A 15057-nucleotide genomic window follows, 5' to 3' on the forward strand; every position below is an offset into this window, starting at 1 on the left:
TGTTGTGCAGCCCAACGTCTCGCATCGCCGGAGGGTTCCGGGTCCTGGTCAGTGACTGCCGGAGATGGTGCGGACCGTGGCTTCCATCTGCGCGTACGCGCCGGCCGCGAGGCGTTGCAGCAGGGCGAGTTTGAGCTTCGGATGCACCTCGGTGAGCGAGTCGAACACCGCCGGGCTCAGTACCGCCACCCGGACCTGGGTTTCGGCGATCACCGCGTTGACGAACGGTTTGCCCACCAGCATCGGTATCTCGCCGAACGACATCCCCGCCGACAAGGTCACCAACCGGTGGATTCGCCCGTCGGTGCCGGGGAAGGTGAGCCGCACCCGTCCGTCGAGGATCAGATACAGCCCCGAGCGCTGGTCGCCGCGTTCGGCGATCGTCTCGCCCCTGGCGAAGGTTCGCTCGCTGAAATCGGCGGCCAGCCGGGCGCGGTCGTCGGGGTCGAGCTCGGCCAGCAGCGGGTGCTCGTCGAGGGTGATCGAGGTGGTCGAGTGTGTTCCCGGTGGACGGTGCCGCGCGAGCACGATGTCCTCGCACCATTCGGTGGCGGTGTCACGATCGATGAACACCCGCCCGCGCGGATCATCGGGCTGCAGACTCGACACGTCGTGGCCGAGCTTGGCATCGGGATCGACCAGCGCCACCCGCACCCCGGCCGGTACGAGCTCGGCTTGCAACGCGTCGAGCATTCCGCGTGCCACCACGCTCACCTCACCTACCCGGCGCAGGTCGATCGCCAGCGCGTCGAGCTCGCCCGAGGCGGCCTCGATGGCCCGGACCGCCCGTTCGGCGCCGGAGAACAGCAAATCGCCGTGCAGTTCGTAGACGCGGGCGCGGTCACCGTGCGCGGCGAGCACGGCGGCGTCGTCGGGGGAGCGGCGCATCCGGGAGGGCAGTTCCGACACCGAGTGCTCGGCGCGGATGGCGGTGCGCGCGGACCGGGTCACGTGACAGAAGTGCAGTTCGAGCCGTCGTGACAGTTCCCGGCATGCCGCCACTCCGCGCACACTGTTGCCCTGGCCGTCCAGGCGCGGCGAGTACACCGAGATGCCGAGCTGCCCCGGCAGTACCGCGATGATCCCGCCGCCCACCCCACTCTTGGCGGGCAGCCCCACCGTGGTCACCCAGTCGCCCGCCGCGTTGTACATGCCACAGGTGGTCATCACACTCAGCACCCGTTCGGTCAGCGCCGTCGACAGCGCCCGCTCGTGGGTGGCCGGGTTCACGCCGTTGTCGGCCAGCGTCGCCGCCATCACCGCCAGGTCGGCACACGTCACCTCGATCGAGCACTGGCGGAAGTAGCGGTCGACGACGGCGTCGGGGTCCACGTCGATGATCCCCACCGAACGCAGCATGTACCCGATCGCCCGGTTGCGGTATCCGGTGCGCGATTCCGACTGGTACACAGCGTCGTTCACCCCCAGCTCGCGTCCGGCGAAGCGCGAGTAGCAGTCCCGCACCCGTTCGAACTCGTCGGGACCGTGGATCAGCGAGGCGGCGGTGATCGCCCCGGAGTTGATCATCGGGTTGCTCGGGCGCTGGGTGTCTGGTTCGAGCGCGATCTCGTTGAACGGTTCGCCCGAGGGTTCCACGTCGATGTGGCGGGCGACTTCGTCGAGCCCTCGGTCGGCCAGGGCGAGCGCGTAGGTGAACGGCTTGGAGATCGACTGGATGGTGAATCCGACATCGGTGTCGCCGACCCGGTAGACCAGTCCGTCGGCGGTGGCGAGGCACAGCCCGAACGAGTCCGGTGCGACGGCGGCGAGTTCGGGGATGTAGTCGGCGGGCGCGCCGGAGGTGTCGTCTCGGCAGGCCGCGTACACCTCGTCGAGGATGCCCGCGACCACCCCGGGATCGATCCTGTTCGGTTCGGCCACAGCGTCACTGTAGGGGGCATTGACAACGGTTCCCGGGCGGACGCGCGGGGAGATTGTGCTCACACGTCGCGCCCGTCAGCCGGGGGTGCGCCCGCTGGTCGGCGGGCCGTCCCGGCTACCGTCGGACAGTGCGCGACACCGGTCGGGGGCTTTCGCCCGCGGCCCGGCCAAATACACTGGGCGGATCAATCGGAAGTCCGGAGGGAGCGAGTTCAGGTGGGAGTGCTGTCGCGGGTGGATTCACCCGAAGATCTGCGCCGGCTGAGCGTGCCGCAGCTGCGGGAACTGGCGGACGAGATCCGCGAGTTCCTCGTGGCGAAGGTCGCCGCCACCGGTGGTCATCTCGGTCCCAACCTCGGTGTGGTCGAGTTGACCATCGCCCTGCACCGGGTCTTCGATTCCCCGGCCGACCCGTTGATCTTCGACACCGGCCACCAGGCCTACGTGCACAAGATCCTCACCGGCCGCAAGGACCGCTTCGACACGCTGCGCATGCGCGACGGCCTGTCCGGCTACCCGAGCCGTGCCGAGAGCGAACACGACTGGGTGGAGTCCTCGCACGCCTCGGCCGCCCTGTCCTACGCCGACGGCCTGGCCAAGGCGTTCTCGCTCACCGACCAGAACCGCACCGTGGTCGCCGTCGTCGGTGACGGCGCGCTCACCGGCGGCATGTGCTGGGAGGCGCTCAACAACATCGCCGGTGCCGACCGCCCGGTGGTGGTCGTCGTCAACGACAACGGCCGCTCCTATGCCCCGACCATCGGTGGCCTCGCCGACCGGCTCACCGCCCTGCGCACCCAGCCGGCCTACGAGCATGCCCTCGACACCGGGAAACGTCTGCTGAAAAGCATTCCGGCCGTGGGAGATTCGGCCTACTCGATGGTGCACGCGCTCAAGGCCGGGATCAAAGACGCCGTGAGCCCGCAGGAACTGTTCGGCGACCTCGGCATGAAGTACGTCGGCCCCGTCGACGGCCACGACCTGGTCGCGCTCGAGGCGGCCATGCGCCGCGCCAAGGACTTCGGCGGCCCCGTCGTGGTCCACGCGGTGACCCGCAAGGGCAACGGCTACGAGCACGCCGAAAACCATGTCGCCGACCAGATGCACGCCTGCGACCCCATCGACCCGCTCACCGGCCGCCCCCTGGCGGGCAAGAAGGCCAAGGGCTGGACGGCGGTATTCTCCGAGGAGCTCATCGAGCACGCCGCGCGCCGCGACGACATCGTCGCCATCACCGCCGCCATGCCCGGCCCCACCGGTCTGGCCGCGTTCGGTGAACGCTTCCCCGAGCGCATGTTCGATGTCGGCATCGCCGAACAGCACGCGATGACTTCCGCCGCCGGCCTGGCACTCGGCGGCATGCACCCCGTGGTCGCCATCTACGCCACGTTCCTCAACCGCGCGTTCGATCAGCTGTTGATGGATGTGGCGCTGCTGAAACAGCCCGTCACCGTCGTCCTGGACCGCGCGGGCATCACCGGACCCGACGGCGCCAGCCACAACGGCATGTGGGACTTCTCGCTGCTCGGCATCATCCCCGGCATCCGCGTAGCCGCGCCCCGCGACGGCGCCACCCTGCGTGAGGAACTGGCCGAGGCGCTCGCCGTCACCGACGGCCCCACCGTGCTGCGTTTCCCGAAAGGCACTGTCGCCGAAGACATCACCGCCGTCGAACGCCTCGACGGCCTCGACATCCTCCGCCTGGCCGTGCCCGGCGCGGGCACGGTGCAGTCCCAGCACGGTGACGTCCTGCTCGTCGCCGTCGGCCCCTTCGCCGACACCGCCATGCAGGTCGCCGAACACCTTGCCCCGCAGGGCATCTCGGTGACCGTGGTCGACCCGCGCTGGGTCCTTCCGATCTCCGACACCCTGGTCAAACTCGCCGAGAACTACCGCCTGGTCGTCACACTCGAAGACGGCGGCCTGCACGGCGGCATCGGCTCCACCCTCTCCGCCCGCCTCCGCGCCGCGGGCCTCGACGTCCCCACCCGCGATCTCGGCGTCCCCCAGCAGTTCCTCGACCACGCCTCCCGCCCCGAGATCCTCGAAGACCTAGGCCTCACCCCCGAAGCCATCACCCAGCGCATCTCCGCCTGGCTCGGCGCCCACTAACCTCTCCGCCTGGCGACGACCGCGAAGTTCAACGGAATTCGCGGCCGTCCGGGCGGCAATCCCCAACCCTGTTCGCAAGCAACGAGTTCCGGGAAGGCGGGCCAGTCCATATAGGGCAGCTCCCGCACCGCCTCGACAGCCAGCCCCGCGTCGAGCAGTGCTCCCACGACTTCGCCGAGATCGTGTCGCCATTCGTGATTGGTGGTGTGGGCGATCTGCCCGGCGGAGTCCTCGGTGTAAGTGCCCGAATCCGTGTACGTCCTTGTCCCGCCCCCACCGAGGTAGTCGTCGGAGATCTCCCACGGCTGGAACCCCATCGCTCCGAGAATCGGATGATCGTCCCGGATCAAGAACACCCCATCAGGCTTCAGCAGATCGTGGATCGACCGCGCCCAAGCCGAGAGCTCCGGCAACCACACAATGGTTCCCGCACTCGTCACCACGGTGTCGAAGCGCCGGCCGACCAGCTCCGAAGCACACCGCGCATCCCCTTCGACCCAGGTGATGCCACACCCCGCGTCTCGCGCGATCCGCTCCGCATGCCGCAACGAATTCGGCGACAGATCGAGCCCGTGCACATCCACCGCACCGAGCCGCGCCCACGACAGGGTATCGATCCCGATATGACACTGCAGATGCAACAGCGACCGCCCCACGATCCCGGACTCCGGCAGATGCGGCGCAAGCACAGCCAGGTCGTTGCGCACCACCGACGAGATCCGCCCCGAATCCGCGACATACGCATCCACGTCATACATCCGCGACCGAACATGCACGTCGGCCCGCTCATCCCAATTCGCGCGATTGGCGGCGATAGCCTCTTCGAACACAACGATTCCTCTCGACAGCCGACACCCGACGCTAACGGCGAACAAGTCCCCCGTCGACCCGTTTTTCCCACAGTGCATTACGTTTGATCGAGAATTGAAATGACAATGCTCATGGAGCATTTGGCACAAATTTGTTCACAATGTCGGATATCCGAAGCCACGGTTCCTGGAAGCTCTCGCGGCGTTCGTGGCAGCTTTGTGGACTATCCGTCCCCCGTGGCTCGGGCGCTTCACGGCTGCGTCCGACGAACTGAGCTACCCGAGTTTGGGGGTGAGGGCCTTGGTCAGCGCCGGGACGGCGAGGGTTCGTTGCCACGGTCGTGCCCCACCCGCACGCAGGAACTCCTCGATCGCGGCGGAAAGCTCTTCGGGGGTGCCGACGTTCTTGTAGTCGGGGAGCCCGTCCCAGCACAGGCGACGCACCAGATCGGGGGAGAGCAGGTTCTCTACCGGGATCGAATGCTCGGTGGAGAGTTCGCCCATGGCGTTGCGGGCGGTGGTGAGGCGGGCGGCGGCGATGGGGTCGCGGCGTTCCCAGCGGTTGACGGGGGGTGGGCCGTCGAAAGGGAGGGTAAGGGGTGGGAGTTGTTTGTCGGGGAGGGCGCGGGCTCGGTCCACGGCGGCGAGCCAGTCGCGGGAGTAGCGGCGTTGGCGGGGGCCGCCGAAGACGGGGAGGGTGCGCAGCTGGGCGATGGTGCGTGGGTCGTTGGTCGCGGCGGCGACGATGGCGGAGTCGGGGAGGATGCGGGAGGGGGCGACGTCGCGGGCGCGAGCCAGTTCGTCGCGGGTGGTCCACAGTTCGCGGACGACGGCGAGCTGGCGGGGGCGGCGCAGGGTGTGGATGCCGGAGGTACGGCGCCAGCGGTCGGCCTTGGGGGCGGGCGGGTCCATGGTGCGGACGTGTTCGAATTCTTCTGCGGCCCAGTCCATTTTGCCCTGGGTGGCGAGGTCGTCGGCGACGGTGTCGCGCAGTTCGAGGAGGAGTTCGACGTCCAGTGCGGCGTAGTTGAGCCACTCGTCGGGCAGGGGGCGGGTGGACCAGTCGGCGGCTCCGTGGCCTTTGCGCAGGGAACGCCCGAGCAGGTTCTCCACCATGGCGGCCAGACCGACGCGCTCGTAGCCGGCGAGGCGGCCGCCGAGTTCGGTGTCGAAGAGGCGGGCGGGACGCAGGCCGAGTTCGGCGAGGCCGGGGAGGTCCTGGTCGGCGGAGTGCAGCACCCATTCGAGGTCGTTGATCGCCTCGGCCAGCGGGGTGAGCGCGTCGGTGACGGGGATCGGGTCGATCAGGAAGGTGCCCGCGCCGTCGCGGCGCAGCTGGATCAGGTAGGCGCGTGCGGAGTAGCGGAAACCGGACGCGCGTTCGGCGTCGACGGCGAGCGGGCCGGTGCCCGCGGCGATGGATTTGGCGGCCGCGGCGACCTCGTCGGGGGAGGCCAGCACGGGTGGAACCCCCTCGGCGGGGGCGAGCAGGGGCTCTGCTGCGGTTGGTTCCTCGGCGACCGACATAAACGTGAACTCTACGTGGCGATCACGGTCTGTCGGTGTGGGTATAGGAGTCCGGCCGTAAATGCGTGATTCCGGCGGGGGGTAATCCGGCGGCGAAGGCGAGCACCTCGCAGAACGCCTCCACGTGACGGCGCATCTCGGTGTTCATCGCCGTCCACGACGCGCGTAGCTCCAGTTGGTGGGCGCGTGGTGGGCCGGCGATGTCGCCGTACCGCACCGAACTGGTGGCGGTGACGGTGCCGCCGAGCGCGGTGAACTGTTCGCCACGCGACTCGAGGGAGTCGACCAGCCAGCTCCACGCGACCTCCGGGAGCAGCGGGTCGGCGGCGAGGGCGGCGTCGATGTCGGCCTGGATGTAGGCGACCAGCCGGAACACGCCGTGCCATGCCTCGTCCCCGTCGGGGTCGTGGAGCAGGATCAGCCTGCCGAAGGCGTCGCCCTCGGAGTCGGTCGGCACGACCGGGCTGTCGGGGTGCACGACCTCCGCCCCGAGCGCATAGGAGAACGGCGCCAACCGCTGTGGGGGGCGGATAGGCGCCAGCTCGATTCGAGGGTGCACGGTTGCGGTGCCCATCGCATCGACCGCCGCCCGGAAAGAAGCAGGCTCGCGGGGCGTTCCCCCGGTCGGTGCGGCGCCGTCGCGGATGTCGAGCGGTGTCACGAGGGCAACCGTAGACGGTGGGCGTGCGGGGCGCGCGGAGGCGCGCCGCCTACGGCGGGCCGGTCAGGGGTGCGTTGCGTAGGGTGCATTCTCGAGCGCTTCGTGATGCGCGATGTGCGATGAGACGGGCGGTCGGTCGTATCGCGCTCGTCCGATCGAACGTTCCTCGTCGGAATGGCACCTCACCCCCTTCATCGGCGCGAGGCCGTCCGACACGTTGCCGCGTAGGAGCAGGTCGAAATCCGGTCGACGTGGTGGGGGAGCGTCGCCGGCTCGCAGCCGGGGACGGGTGAGCCAGAGGCCGCGCGACTCTACCCCCATGTGGGGGCGGAGTCGCCCACCTCGCCGCCTAGGATCATCGTGGTGAGCACCTACACCCGCCGCCGGTTGACCGATGCCCCCTTCCTGGCCGCCGCCACCGGCGCGACGCCGAGCAGGCGACCGGTCTGGTTCATGCGTCAGGCAGGCCGTTCGCTGCCCGAGTACCGAGAGCTGCGCAAGGGCATCGGCATGCTCGAGTCGTGCTTCGACCCGGAGTTGGTGTGTGAGATCACCATGCAGCCGATCCGCCGCCACGGTGTGGACGCCGCAATCCTGTTCTCCGACATCGTCGTTCCGCTCAAGGCGGCGGGCATCGACCTCGACATCGTGCCCGGCGTCGGCCCCGTGATCGCCTCCCCGGTGCGCACCGAGGCCGATGTGCGAGCCCTGCCGAGGTTGCGTCCGGAAGAGGTCGGCGCGGTCACCTCGGGCGTGCGACTGCTCACCGATGCGCTCGGTGACACACCGCTCATCGGTTTCGCCGGTGCCCCGTTCACGCTGGCCTCGTATCTGGTGGAGGGTGGGCCGAGCAAGCAGCACGAGCGCACCAAGGCGATGATGCACGCCGACCCGAAGACCTGGCACGCGCTGCTCGGCACCCTCACCGACATCACCATCGCCTTCCTGCAGGCCCAGCTCGCCGCCGGTGTCGATGCGGTGCAGCTGTTCGATTCCTGGGCGGGCGCGCTGTCGCTGGCCGACTACCGCGAGTTCGTGCTGCCGCACTCGGAACGCGTGTTCGCCGAGATCGCCGACGCGGGCGTGCCGCGCATCCACTTCGGTGTGGGCACCGGTGAGCTGCTCGGCGCGATGGGTGAGGCCGGTGCCGATGTGGTCGGCGTCGACTGGCGGGTGCCGCTCACCGACGCGGTGCGCCGGGTCGGTGCGGGCAAGGGCCTGCAGGGCAACCTGGACCCGGCCATCCTGTTCGCCGGATTCGACGCGGTCGAGGCGGAAGCGCGGCGCATCGTCGCGGAGGCCGACGAGGCGATCACGCTCGGCGCGACCGGTCATATCTTCAACCTCGGTCATGGGGTGCTGCCGGACACCGATCCCGGCGTGCTGACCGCGTTGGTCGAACTCGTGCATTCGCTCTGAGGCATCCAGCGGAGGCGGGCGCGGGCGTCCGGAAGGCGTTGGACGGCGTGGCCGACGCGCTCGATGGTCGTCGATCGCTCGGTGCGTGGCGCCGGGTGAGCGCCGCCAGGCCGGCCAAAGGTTACGAGCCGCGCTCGACGTGACGCTGCTGACACGGCGCGGGTGCGTCTCGTCGGCGCACCGCCCTCACGGCTACGGTCGGAGGATGCGGATCGCGGTTGTCGGGGGCGGAGTCAGCGGGCTCGTCGCGGCGTACCGGTTGCGGCAGCGACTCGGTGCGAGCGTCGATATCGTCGTGCTCGAGCAGCGGGGGCGGGTCGGTGGGGTGCTGCACACCGGTGAATTGGCCGGGGAGCCACTGGATCTCGGTGCTGAGGCGTTCGTCGGGCGCAGGCCCGAGGTGATCGAGTTGATGGGTGAGCTCGGTCTGGACGATCAACTGGTGCGGCCAGCCGGAAAGCGGCCCTTGGTGTGGGCAGGGGGGAGCGCGCATCCGCTGCCGGGGCGGACGTTGATGGGCATCCCGTCGGATGCCGAATCGCTGCGCGGACTCGTCGACGACGACACCCTGCACCAGGTGGCGACCGAGCCCGACCGGCCTATGCGGTGGGAACCCGGCTCGGATGTGGACGTGCAGTCGCTGGTGGCCGAACGGTTCGGTCGACAGGTCGTCGAACGCAGTGTCGATCCGCTGCTCGGCGGGGTGTACGCGGGGATCAGCGCGTCGATCGGTGTCCGTGCGGCGCTACCGACCCTCGCCGCCGCCCTCGATCAGGGCGCCCCGAATCTCACCGACGCAGTGCGGAAGGCGATGCCCGCACCCAGCTCCGCACCTGTTTTCGGCGGGCTCCGCGACGGGTACGGCGCCCTGCTCGCGGCACTCATCGAGGCATCACGGGCCCGCCTGGTGACCGACCTGCCCGCGACACGGCTGGCTCGCTCCCCGCAGGGCTGGGTTGTCGATCCCCTCGGCGCCGTCGATGCGGTCGTCCTCGCGACGCCCGCCCCCGTCACCGCGCGCCTGCTGCACTACGTCGCGCCCGATGCCGCCGCCCTGGCCGACGGCATCGAACTGTCGTCCTCGGCGCTCGTCGCGATGGCGCTACCGAAAGACACGGCGCTGCCGGACAATTCGGGCATCCTCGTCGCCACCGGAGAACCGTTGCGCGCCAAGGCGTTCACGCTGTCGAGCCGCAAATGGCCGCACCTGGCCGCCCGCGATGTCGCACTCGTCCGAGCCTCGTTCGGCCGCTTCGGCGACGAAAAACCTCTCACCTGGACCGACGACGAACTCATCGCCGCCGCCGTCGAGGACCTGAGCACCGTCACCGGCACCACGATCACCCCGCACGCCGCCGTCGTCCAACGCTGGCCCGGTGGCCTACCCCAGTACGCCCCCGGCCATTCCGAACGGATCGCCGCCCTCGAAGCCGCGACCGACCCGCTCGAAGGTCTCGCCCTCGCGGGCGCCTACCTACACGGCGTCGGAGTCCCGGCTTGCGTCGCCACCGGCACTGCCGCCGCACAGCGCATCGCGCACAGCATTGGTCACTGAGATCGCCGGACATCGCAGTTGGCGAGGTACCGCGTTGCCCGCGCCGAAGCTGTTCACCCGAACGGAGTTGTGGGCGTCGACGAGCGAATCAAGATCACCACGCTCTGGTGGCGTTCGCTTCTCGGCCGATGCCGCCGCCAGAGCGTGGTGAGCAACCGTCCAAGTCCGGAAACGTGCGGAACTAGTGGTGCTGGGCGATGTTGATGACGTTTCCGTCGGGTGCGCGGACGAAGAATCGGGTGATTCCCCATGGTTCGGTAGTCAGTGGGTGGACGATCTCGAATCCTCGTCGCTGCGCCTCGGCCAGCGCGGCCTCGACATCGTCGACTTTGATCGTCACGACCGGGTTCTCCGGTGCGCTCGCGTCCCGCGTGACGACCTGCAGGTGCGCCCCCGTCTCGGGTGAGGTGAATCGCGCCACCCAGCCGAGGTTGAACTCCTCGTGGCTGAGGCCGAGATAGTCGGCGTAGAAGCTTCTGGCGGCGTCGATATCGGCGACGGCGAGATCGGCGACCACACTGATGACGCGCATGGATCCTCCTGTGCAGAGTTTGTCGGTGACAGCGCGACCGTACGCGGCCCGAAGACTCCGGTCGATGTCAACGCGAACCGCGTCTGCCCAGCTCCACGACTGACATGACGCGAACAAGCGCCGAAGCCGAGCCGGGCTGGAGTGCGCAGCCGACGAAGGCGCAGCCCCAACGCTTCGCGCATGCCGATCGCGGCGTGTCATCCACCATCGGCGATAGCGTTCCTGCATGATCGCCCGCTGTGACCTCCGCTGAGCAGCCGACCTTGATCCTCGACCCCGACCTCGGACCCGTCGAACTCCACGCGGGGGAGGCGACCACCGTGACGGCCGTCTTCCGCGCCGACGAATCCTCGCCGTGGCGTGCGGTCGAGCACCACCTGGACTGATCCCGGGCGCCGCGCGAAATCGGCGCAGTGGCACCATGGATTCATGGCGCGACTCGACTACCAGGCCCTCAATTCCACCATCCGGTACCTGATGTTCTCGGTGTTCCAGGTCCAGCCGGGCGTACTCGGCGACGACCGGGCGGCGGCGATCAAGGAGGCGCAGACCTTCTTCGACGGGCTGGCCGACAAGGGTGTGGTGTTGCGCGGCATCTACGACGTGGCCGGGTTGCGTGCCGACGCCGATTTCATGCTGTGGACCCACGCCGAACGGGTCGAGGACCTGCAGGCCGCCTACGCCGATTTCCGGCGCACCACCGAGCTGGGCAAGGCCAGTGCCCCGGTGTGGAGCAATGTGGCCGTGCACCGTCCGGCGGAGTTCAACAAGAGCCACATCCCGGCGTTCCTTGCCGGTGAGGACCCGGGCAACTACATCTGCGTGTACCCGTTCGTGCGGTCCTACGAGTGGTACCTGCTGCCCGACGAGGATCGCCGCAAGATGCTCGCCGACCACGGCAAGGCCGCGCGCGGTTACCCGGACGTGCGGGCCAACACGGTGAGCTCGATGGCGCTCGGCGACTACGAGTGGATCCTCGCGTTCGAGGCGCCGGAGCTGCACCGCATCGTCGACCTGATGCGCGACCTGCGCGCCACCGAAGCCCGCCTGCACGTCCGCGAGGAGATCCCGTTCTTCACGGGCCCGCGCGTGGAGGTCGAGCAGCTGATCAACGCCCTGCCGTAGGCCCTACGCTTTCGGCTCCAACTTCAGCGCGATCGAGTTGATGCAGTAGCGCTGGTCGGTGGGGGTGGGGTAACCCTCGCCCTCGAAGACGTGGCCGAGGTGGCTGTGGCAGTTCGCGCACAGCACCTCGACCCGGCGCATGCCGAGCGAGTCGTCGGGACGCAGGATCACCGCGTCGGAATCGGCGGGGTCGAAGAACGAGGGCCACCCGCAGTGCGAATCGAATTTTTCTGTGCTGCGGAACAATTCGGCACCGCAGGCACGGCACGCGTAGACACCCTCGGTCTTGGTGTCGGTGTATTCGCCGACGAAGGGCCGCTCGGTGGCGGCCTCGCGCAGCACGGCGTATTCCTCGGGGTTCAGTTTGGCCCGCCACTCCTGCGGCGTCAGCTGGATGCGCGGCGCGGGCAACGAGGTATCGGAACTCATCACTCCACGCTAATGGTTTCGCGCCGCGCGCGCCGAAAAGCTACTTCAGGGCGGGTTCGCGTTCCTCGACCGGTGCCACCGGATCGTCGCGGTCGGGCGCCGGTGCAGGCGCTGGTTTCTCCTCGACGCCGTCTCGCGAGTCGGGCGCCTTCGCCATCCAGGCCGGGTCGATGCCGAACTCCAGCCTGCCTTCGCGGCGGGCGGCCAGGTAGCGGTCGCCGAGCACGCAGAACACCACGATGAGCAACAGTCCCCAACCGAAGGTGACGCGCAGGTATTCAAGCGTGCGCCCGATGTCCTGCCAGCGGTCCGACAACCACTTGTCGTAGGTCATGAACCCGAAGATCGCCAGCCAGGCCGGCCAGTTGCGCAGCACGGAATTGCGCAGCACCACCGACATCAGGAACGGGAACAGCATCATCGAGTAGTACATCTGGCCCAGCGAGGGCAGCAGGAAGTACGCGGTGAGCAGCACACCGGAGAACGTGGTCACGAAGAACAGCTCGTCGTGGCGGTAGTAGCGCCACAGCAACCAGAGCGACACCGCGACGACCGCGCCCATCGTCACCTGTACCAGCAGGATCAGCCAGTGCGGCAGCCCGAAGTAGGCACCGTTGCCACCGACCGAACTGTTGAAGTAGTCGCGGGTCTTGGCCAGGTACGGCAGCACATGGGTGAAGAACCGTTCGGGATCCTTCGACAGCGGCCAGGCCAACGCGGTGAGCCCGACGGGCACACCGATGGCGGTGATGAGCACCTTCCATTGGCCGCGCACGACCGCGACCAGCAACAACGGCGCAAGCGTCGGTTTCACCGCGATACTGAGGCCGAGAATGGCCCCGGCCCATAGATCACGCCGCCGCAGCAACAGATGGATGAACGCCAGCTCGGCCAGCAACAGACACCCGTTGACATTGGTGAACACCAACGTGTTGATGACCGTCTCGGAGGCGAACATCGCCAGCAGCAGCGCGGGCGCGGCCACCGAACCGATGCCGAACTTGAACAACCGCAGCAGCAGGTACCAGGCGAGCAGGATCGCCGCGGCGTTCAAGGCGATGAACAGCCACCGCGACAGCTCGTACTCGATGACCGCGACCGGCGCGATCACCAGGGTTCCGCTGGGCGGGTACAGGTAATGGGGGTCGACCGAATCGAAATTGGCCGTGTACACAGGCCTGCCGTTCAAGAACTCGAACGAGGCGTTGTACACCGGGCGATAGTCGTCGGTGACGAAACCGTTGATCGCCTTGATGAAGACACGGTTCAGCACCGTCATGACCGCGAACGGCCACAATGCGAACTTCATCACCTCGGCGGCGGTGCGAGCGGTGCGGGGCTCGAGCTGTCGGAACAACACTGGGGCACGGTACACCGGATCGGGTTGCGATGGTGTCGCCGGACCCGTCCGACGCGCCGCAACGCGCCGGTCGGATGGCGATCAGGCGGGGCAGGCGCCGCCGTCGGCGGGCAGTTTCCCGTCCGCGAGGTAGGCGTTGACAGCCTGCTGCGCGCACCCGGAATGCGCGACCACCGGATGCCCCCAGCCCTGCCAGGTCATGGTGGCGTGCCGGGCGCCCGCGGCGCCGAGCGCGCCGGTGACCGAGGCCGCGGCACCGCCGACGACGGGGTCGGCGGCACCGGCGAACACCAGCACGGGCAGTGACAGTTCATCGGGCAGCGGCGGGGCGGTGGAGACGGGCCAGGCCGAGCACACCATCAGCCCGATCGCGGCGGTGCGACCGAAAACCGGATATTTGCCCGCCCAGGTATCGGCCAGTTCGCGGGCCCGATCGGGGGTGGGTGGTTGCTGGCTGTCGGTGCACCGGTTCACGAACTCGCCGTCGGACGAGATCGCCGCCGCCTCACGCCCGACCAGTGCGACCAGCGGCCCACGATCACCACGGTCGGCCGCGGCGAGGATGTCGGCCAGCGCGGTGACCCGGGTGTTCTGATCCCCGCGCGGGCTCGACAGGAAACCGGTGAGCGCGGTCGCCAGATCGGCGGCCGTCACCTCACCCAGTCCGCCGGACGTCGCCTTGTTCATCAATCCGACGACGGTCGCGCGCGGATCGGGTCCGAGGGCGCAATTGGCCGCCTTGCAGCGTTGGGCGAACGCGGTGAGCGCGGCTTCGGCGCCGGTGACGCGCGCCTCGGCCATGGTCGCGGCGTCGGCGCCCACCGGTTCCGGTGCGTCGAGGACGAGCCGGGCCAGGTGGTCGCCGTAGCGGCGCGCGTAGCTGAGCGCGACCTTGCCGCCGTTGCCGGCGCCGAGCAGGTTGATCTTCTCGACCTGCCACTGCTTGCGCAGCTGTTCGATGTCGTCGGCGGCGTGCGGTGCGTCGAAGGTGCCCTCGTAGGGCTGCAGGAAATCGCGGCAGGCGATGGTCGCGTCCTGACTGAACCCGGCGACGGCACCGACCTGGTCGGCGTTGCCCACCCCGGTCTGCCCCAGATCGGTCAATACCGCGCGCAACTGGGCCGGGATGCAGTCGATGGGCTGGGAGGCGCCGATCCCACGCCGATCCACCGCGACGACCGGCTGCGCGGTGAGCAGCGCCCGGTTGGGACCGATGGCCAGACCGGCGAGGGTGGAGGCCGAGGACCGGTCGGCGCCGGAGGTCAGCACCAGCGGGGCCACATCGGTGGGAGTCTCGGGCAGCCGGGCCCGCAGGGCACCCGCGCGGAAGGTGCCGAGCACGGTGCCCGCGGTGTCGATGGGTGTCGAGAAATCGGCGCATTCGAGCACGAGTCCGGCGGGCACGTCGCCGAAGGCCAACGAGCTGATGGTCGACTCGGTGCAGTCACGCCAGGTGAGATCGGATTTGGGGACCTCGGCCGTGCCGAGGTCCTCGGTCGCCGCCTCCTGGGTCGCCACTCCACCGGCACCCGGCCGTTCCACCGCGACGACGGGCCGATCCGACGGTCCCGCCCCGCAGCCCGCGAGCATGATCGACAGTGTCGCGGCCGTTACCGCGGCCCGAGTCAAGCGCATGGCTACACCCTG

Annotated in this window: 13 protein-coding genes; 5 read left to right on the forward strand and 8 right to left on the reverse strand. The window is 69.0% G+C overall.

Annotated elements, in window-relative coordinates:
* Positions 1–48 precede the first annotated feature (48 nt).
* The gene (glsA, locus tag LDL21_RS14875; RefSeq protein ID WP_225280520.1) at positions 49–1881 is read right to left on the reverse strand and encodes a glutaminase A; all 1833 of its coding nucleotides are present in this window, start codon (positions 1879–1881) and stop codon (positions 49–51) included.
* A 216-nt stretch (positions 1882–2097) separates the two neighbouring features.
* On the opposite strand from glsA, the gene dxs reads away from it, so the two are divergent.
* Entirely contained in the window at positions 2098–3993 is a 1896-nt protein-coding gene (gene dxs, locus LDL21_RS14880) for a 1-deoxy-D-xylulose-5-phosphate synthase (protein WP_225280521.1), read from the forward strand.
* Here the strand turns inward: dxs and LDL21_RS14885 are convergent.
* The 3 genes from LDL21_RS14885 to LDL21_RS14895 all read right to left on the reverse strand — a co-directional run bounded on the left by LDL21_RS14885 (position 3990) and on the right by LDL21_RS14895 (position 6903).
* The gene (locus LDL21_RS14885; protein WP_225280522.1) at positions 3990–4943 is read right to left on the reverse strand and encodes a class I SAM-dependent methyltransferase; all 954 of its coding nucleotides are present in this window, start codon (positions 4941–4943) and stop codon (positions 3990–3992) included. The genes dxs and LDL21_RS14885 overlap by 4 nt on opposite strands.
* 135 nt (positions 4944–5078) lie before the next feature.
* Positions 5079–6329, reverse strand: coding sequence for an HRDC domain-containing protein (locus LDL21_RS14890; protein WP_225280523.1), 1251 nt, complete (start codon positions 6327–6329; stop codon positions 5079–5081).
* A 22-nt stretch (positions 6330–6351) separates the two neighbouring features.
* On the reverse strand, positions 6352–6903 hold the full coding sequence (locus LDL21_RS14895; protein ID WP_372462191.1) for a DUF3000 domain-containing protein: 552 nt from the start codon (positions 6901–6903) through the stop codon (positions 6352–6354).
* Positions 6904–7353: 450 nt separating this feature from the next.
* On the opposite strand from LDL21_RS14895, the gene hemE reads away from it, so the two are divergent.
* Together hemE and LDL21_RS14905 are read left to right on the forward strand one after the other, a co-directional pair.
* A complete protein-coding gene (hemE, locus tag LDL21_RS14900) occupies positions 7354–8409 on the forward strand; it encodes a uroporphyrinogen decarboxylase (RefSeq protein ID WP_372462183.1) in 1056 nt (351 codons plus the stop codon).
* Positions 8410–8614: 205 nt separating this feature from the next.
* The gene (locus LDL21_RS14905; RefSeq protein WP_225280525.1) at positions 8615–9964 is read left to right on the forward strand and encodes a protoporphyrinogen oxidase; all 1350 of its coding nucleotides are present in this window, start codon (positions 8615–8617) and stop codon (positions 9962–9964) included.
* Positions 9965–10145: 181 nt separating this feature from the next.
* Here the strand turns inward: LDL21_RS14905 and LDL21_RS14910 are convergent, their stop codons facing one another.
* Positions 10146–10496, reverse strand: a complete 351-nt coding sequence (locus LDL21_RS14910) for a VOC family protein (protein ID WP_225280526.1) — start codon at positions 10494–10496, stop codon at positions 10146–10148.
* A 239-nt stretch (positions 10497–10735) separates the two neighbouring features.
* Here LDL21_RS14910 and LDL21_RS14915 point away from each other — a divergent pair, with 239 nt between their 5' ends.
* Both LDL21_RS14915 and hemQ read left to right on the forward strand, forming a co-directional pair.
* Positions 10736–10882 (forward strand): hypothetical protein, encoded by a 147-nt coding sequence (locus LDL21_RS14915; RefSeq protein WP_225280527.1) that lies wholly within the window; start codon positions 10736–10738, stop codon positions 10880–10882.
* Between the two features lie 43 nt (positions 10883–10925).
* Entirely contained in the window at positions 10926–11621 is a 696-nt protein-coding gene (gene hemQ, locus LDL21_RS14920) for a hydrogen peroxide-dependent heme synthase (RefSeq protein ID WP_225280528.1), read from the forward strand.
* 3 nt (positions 11622–11624) lie between these two features.
* Here the strand turns inward: hemQ and msrB are convergent, their stop codons facing one another.
* The 3 genes from msrB to LDL21_RS14935 all read right to left on the reverse strand — a co-directional run bounded on the left by msrB (position 11625) and on the right by LDL21_RS14935 (position 15045).
* On the reverse strand, positions 11625–12050 hold the full coding sequence (gene msrB / locus LDL21_RS14925) for a peptide-methionine (R)-S-oxide reductase MsrB (protein WP_225280529.1): 426 nt from the start codon (positions 12048–12050) through the stop codon (positions 11625–11627).
* Positions 12051–12090: 40 nt separating this feature from the next.
* Positions 12091–13410, reverse strand: coding sequence for a glycosyltransferase family 87 protein (locus LDL21_RS14930; RefSeq protein ID WP_225280530.1), 1320 nt, complete (start codon positions 13408–13410; stop codon positions 12091–12093).
* Positions 13411–13491: 81 nt separating this feature from the next.
* Positions 13492–15045, reverse strand: a complete 1554-nt coding sequence (locus LDL21_RS14935; RefSeq protein WP_225280531.1) for an alpha/beta hydrolase — start codon at positions 15043–15045, stop codon at positions 13492–13494.
* Between the last annotated feature and the right edge of the window lie 12 nt (positions 15046–15057).

This window comes from Nocardia rosealba (genome assembly GCF_020216065.1).
Lineage (GTDB): Bacteria > Actinomycetota > Actinomycetes > Mycobacteriales > Mycobacteriaceae > Nocardia > Nocardia rosealba.

Coding starts and splice junctions, on each gene's coding strand:
- LDL21_RS14885 (WP_225280522.1), bottom strand. CDS start 4,943: ATGCTCCATGAGCATTGTCATTTCAATTCTCGATCAAACGTAATGCAC.
- LDL21_RS14890 (WP_225280523.1), bottom strand. CDS start 6,329: ATGTCGGTCGCCGAGGAACCAACCGCAGCAGAGCCCCTGCTCGCCCCC.
- LDL21_RS14895 (WP_372462191.1), bottom strand. CDS start 6,903: ATGGGCACCGCAACCGTGCACCCTCGAATCGAGCTGGCGCCTATCCGC.
- LDL21_RS14905 (WP_225280525.1), top strand. CDS start 8,615: ATGCGGATCGCGGTTGTCGGGGGCGGAGTCAGCGGGCTCGTCGCGGCG.
- LDL21_RS14910 (WP_225280526.1), bottom strand. CDS start 10,496: ATGCGCGTCATCAGTGTGGTCGCCGATCTCGCCGTCGCCGATATCGAC.
- hemQ (WP_225280528.1), top strand. CDS start 10,926: ATGGCGCGACTCGACTACCAGGCCCTCAATTCCACCATCCGGTACCTG.
- msrB (WP_225280529.1), bottom strand. CDS start 12,050: ATGAGTTCCGATACCTCGTTGCCCGCGCCGCGCATCCAGCTGACGCCG.
- LDL21_RS14935 (WP_225280531.1), bottom strand. CDS start 15,045: ATGCGCTTGACTCGGGCCGCGGTAACGGCCGCGACACTGTCGATCATG.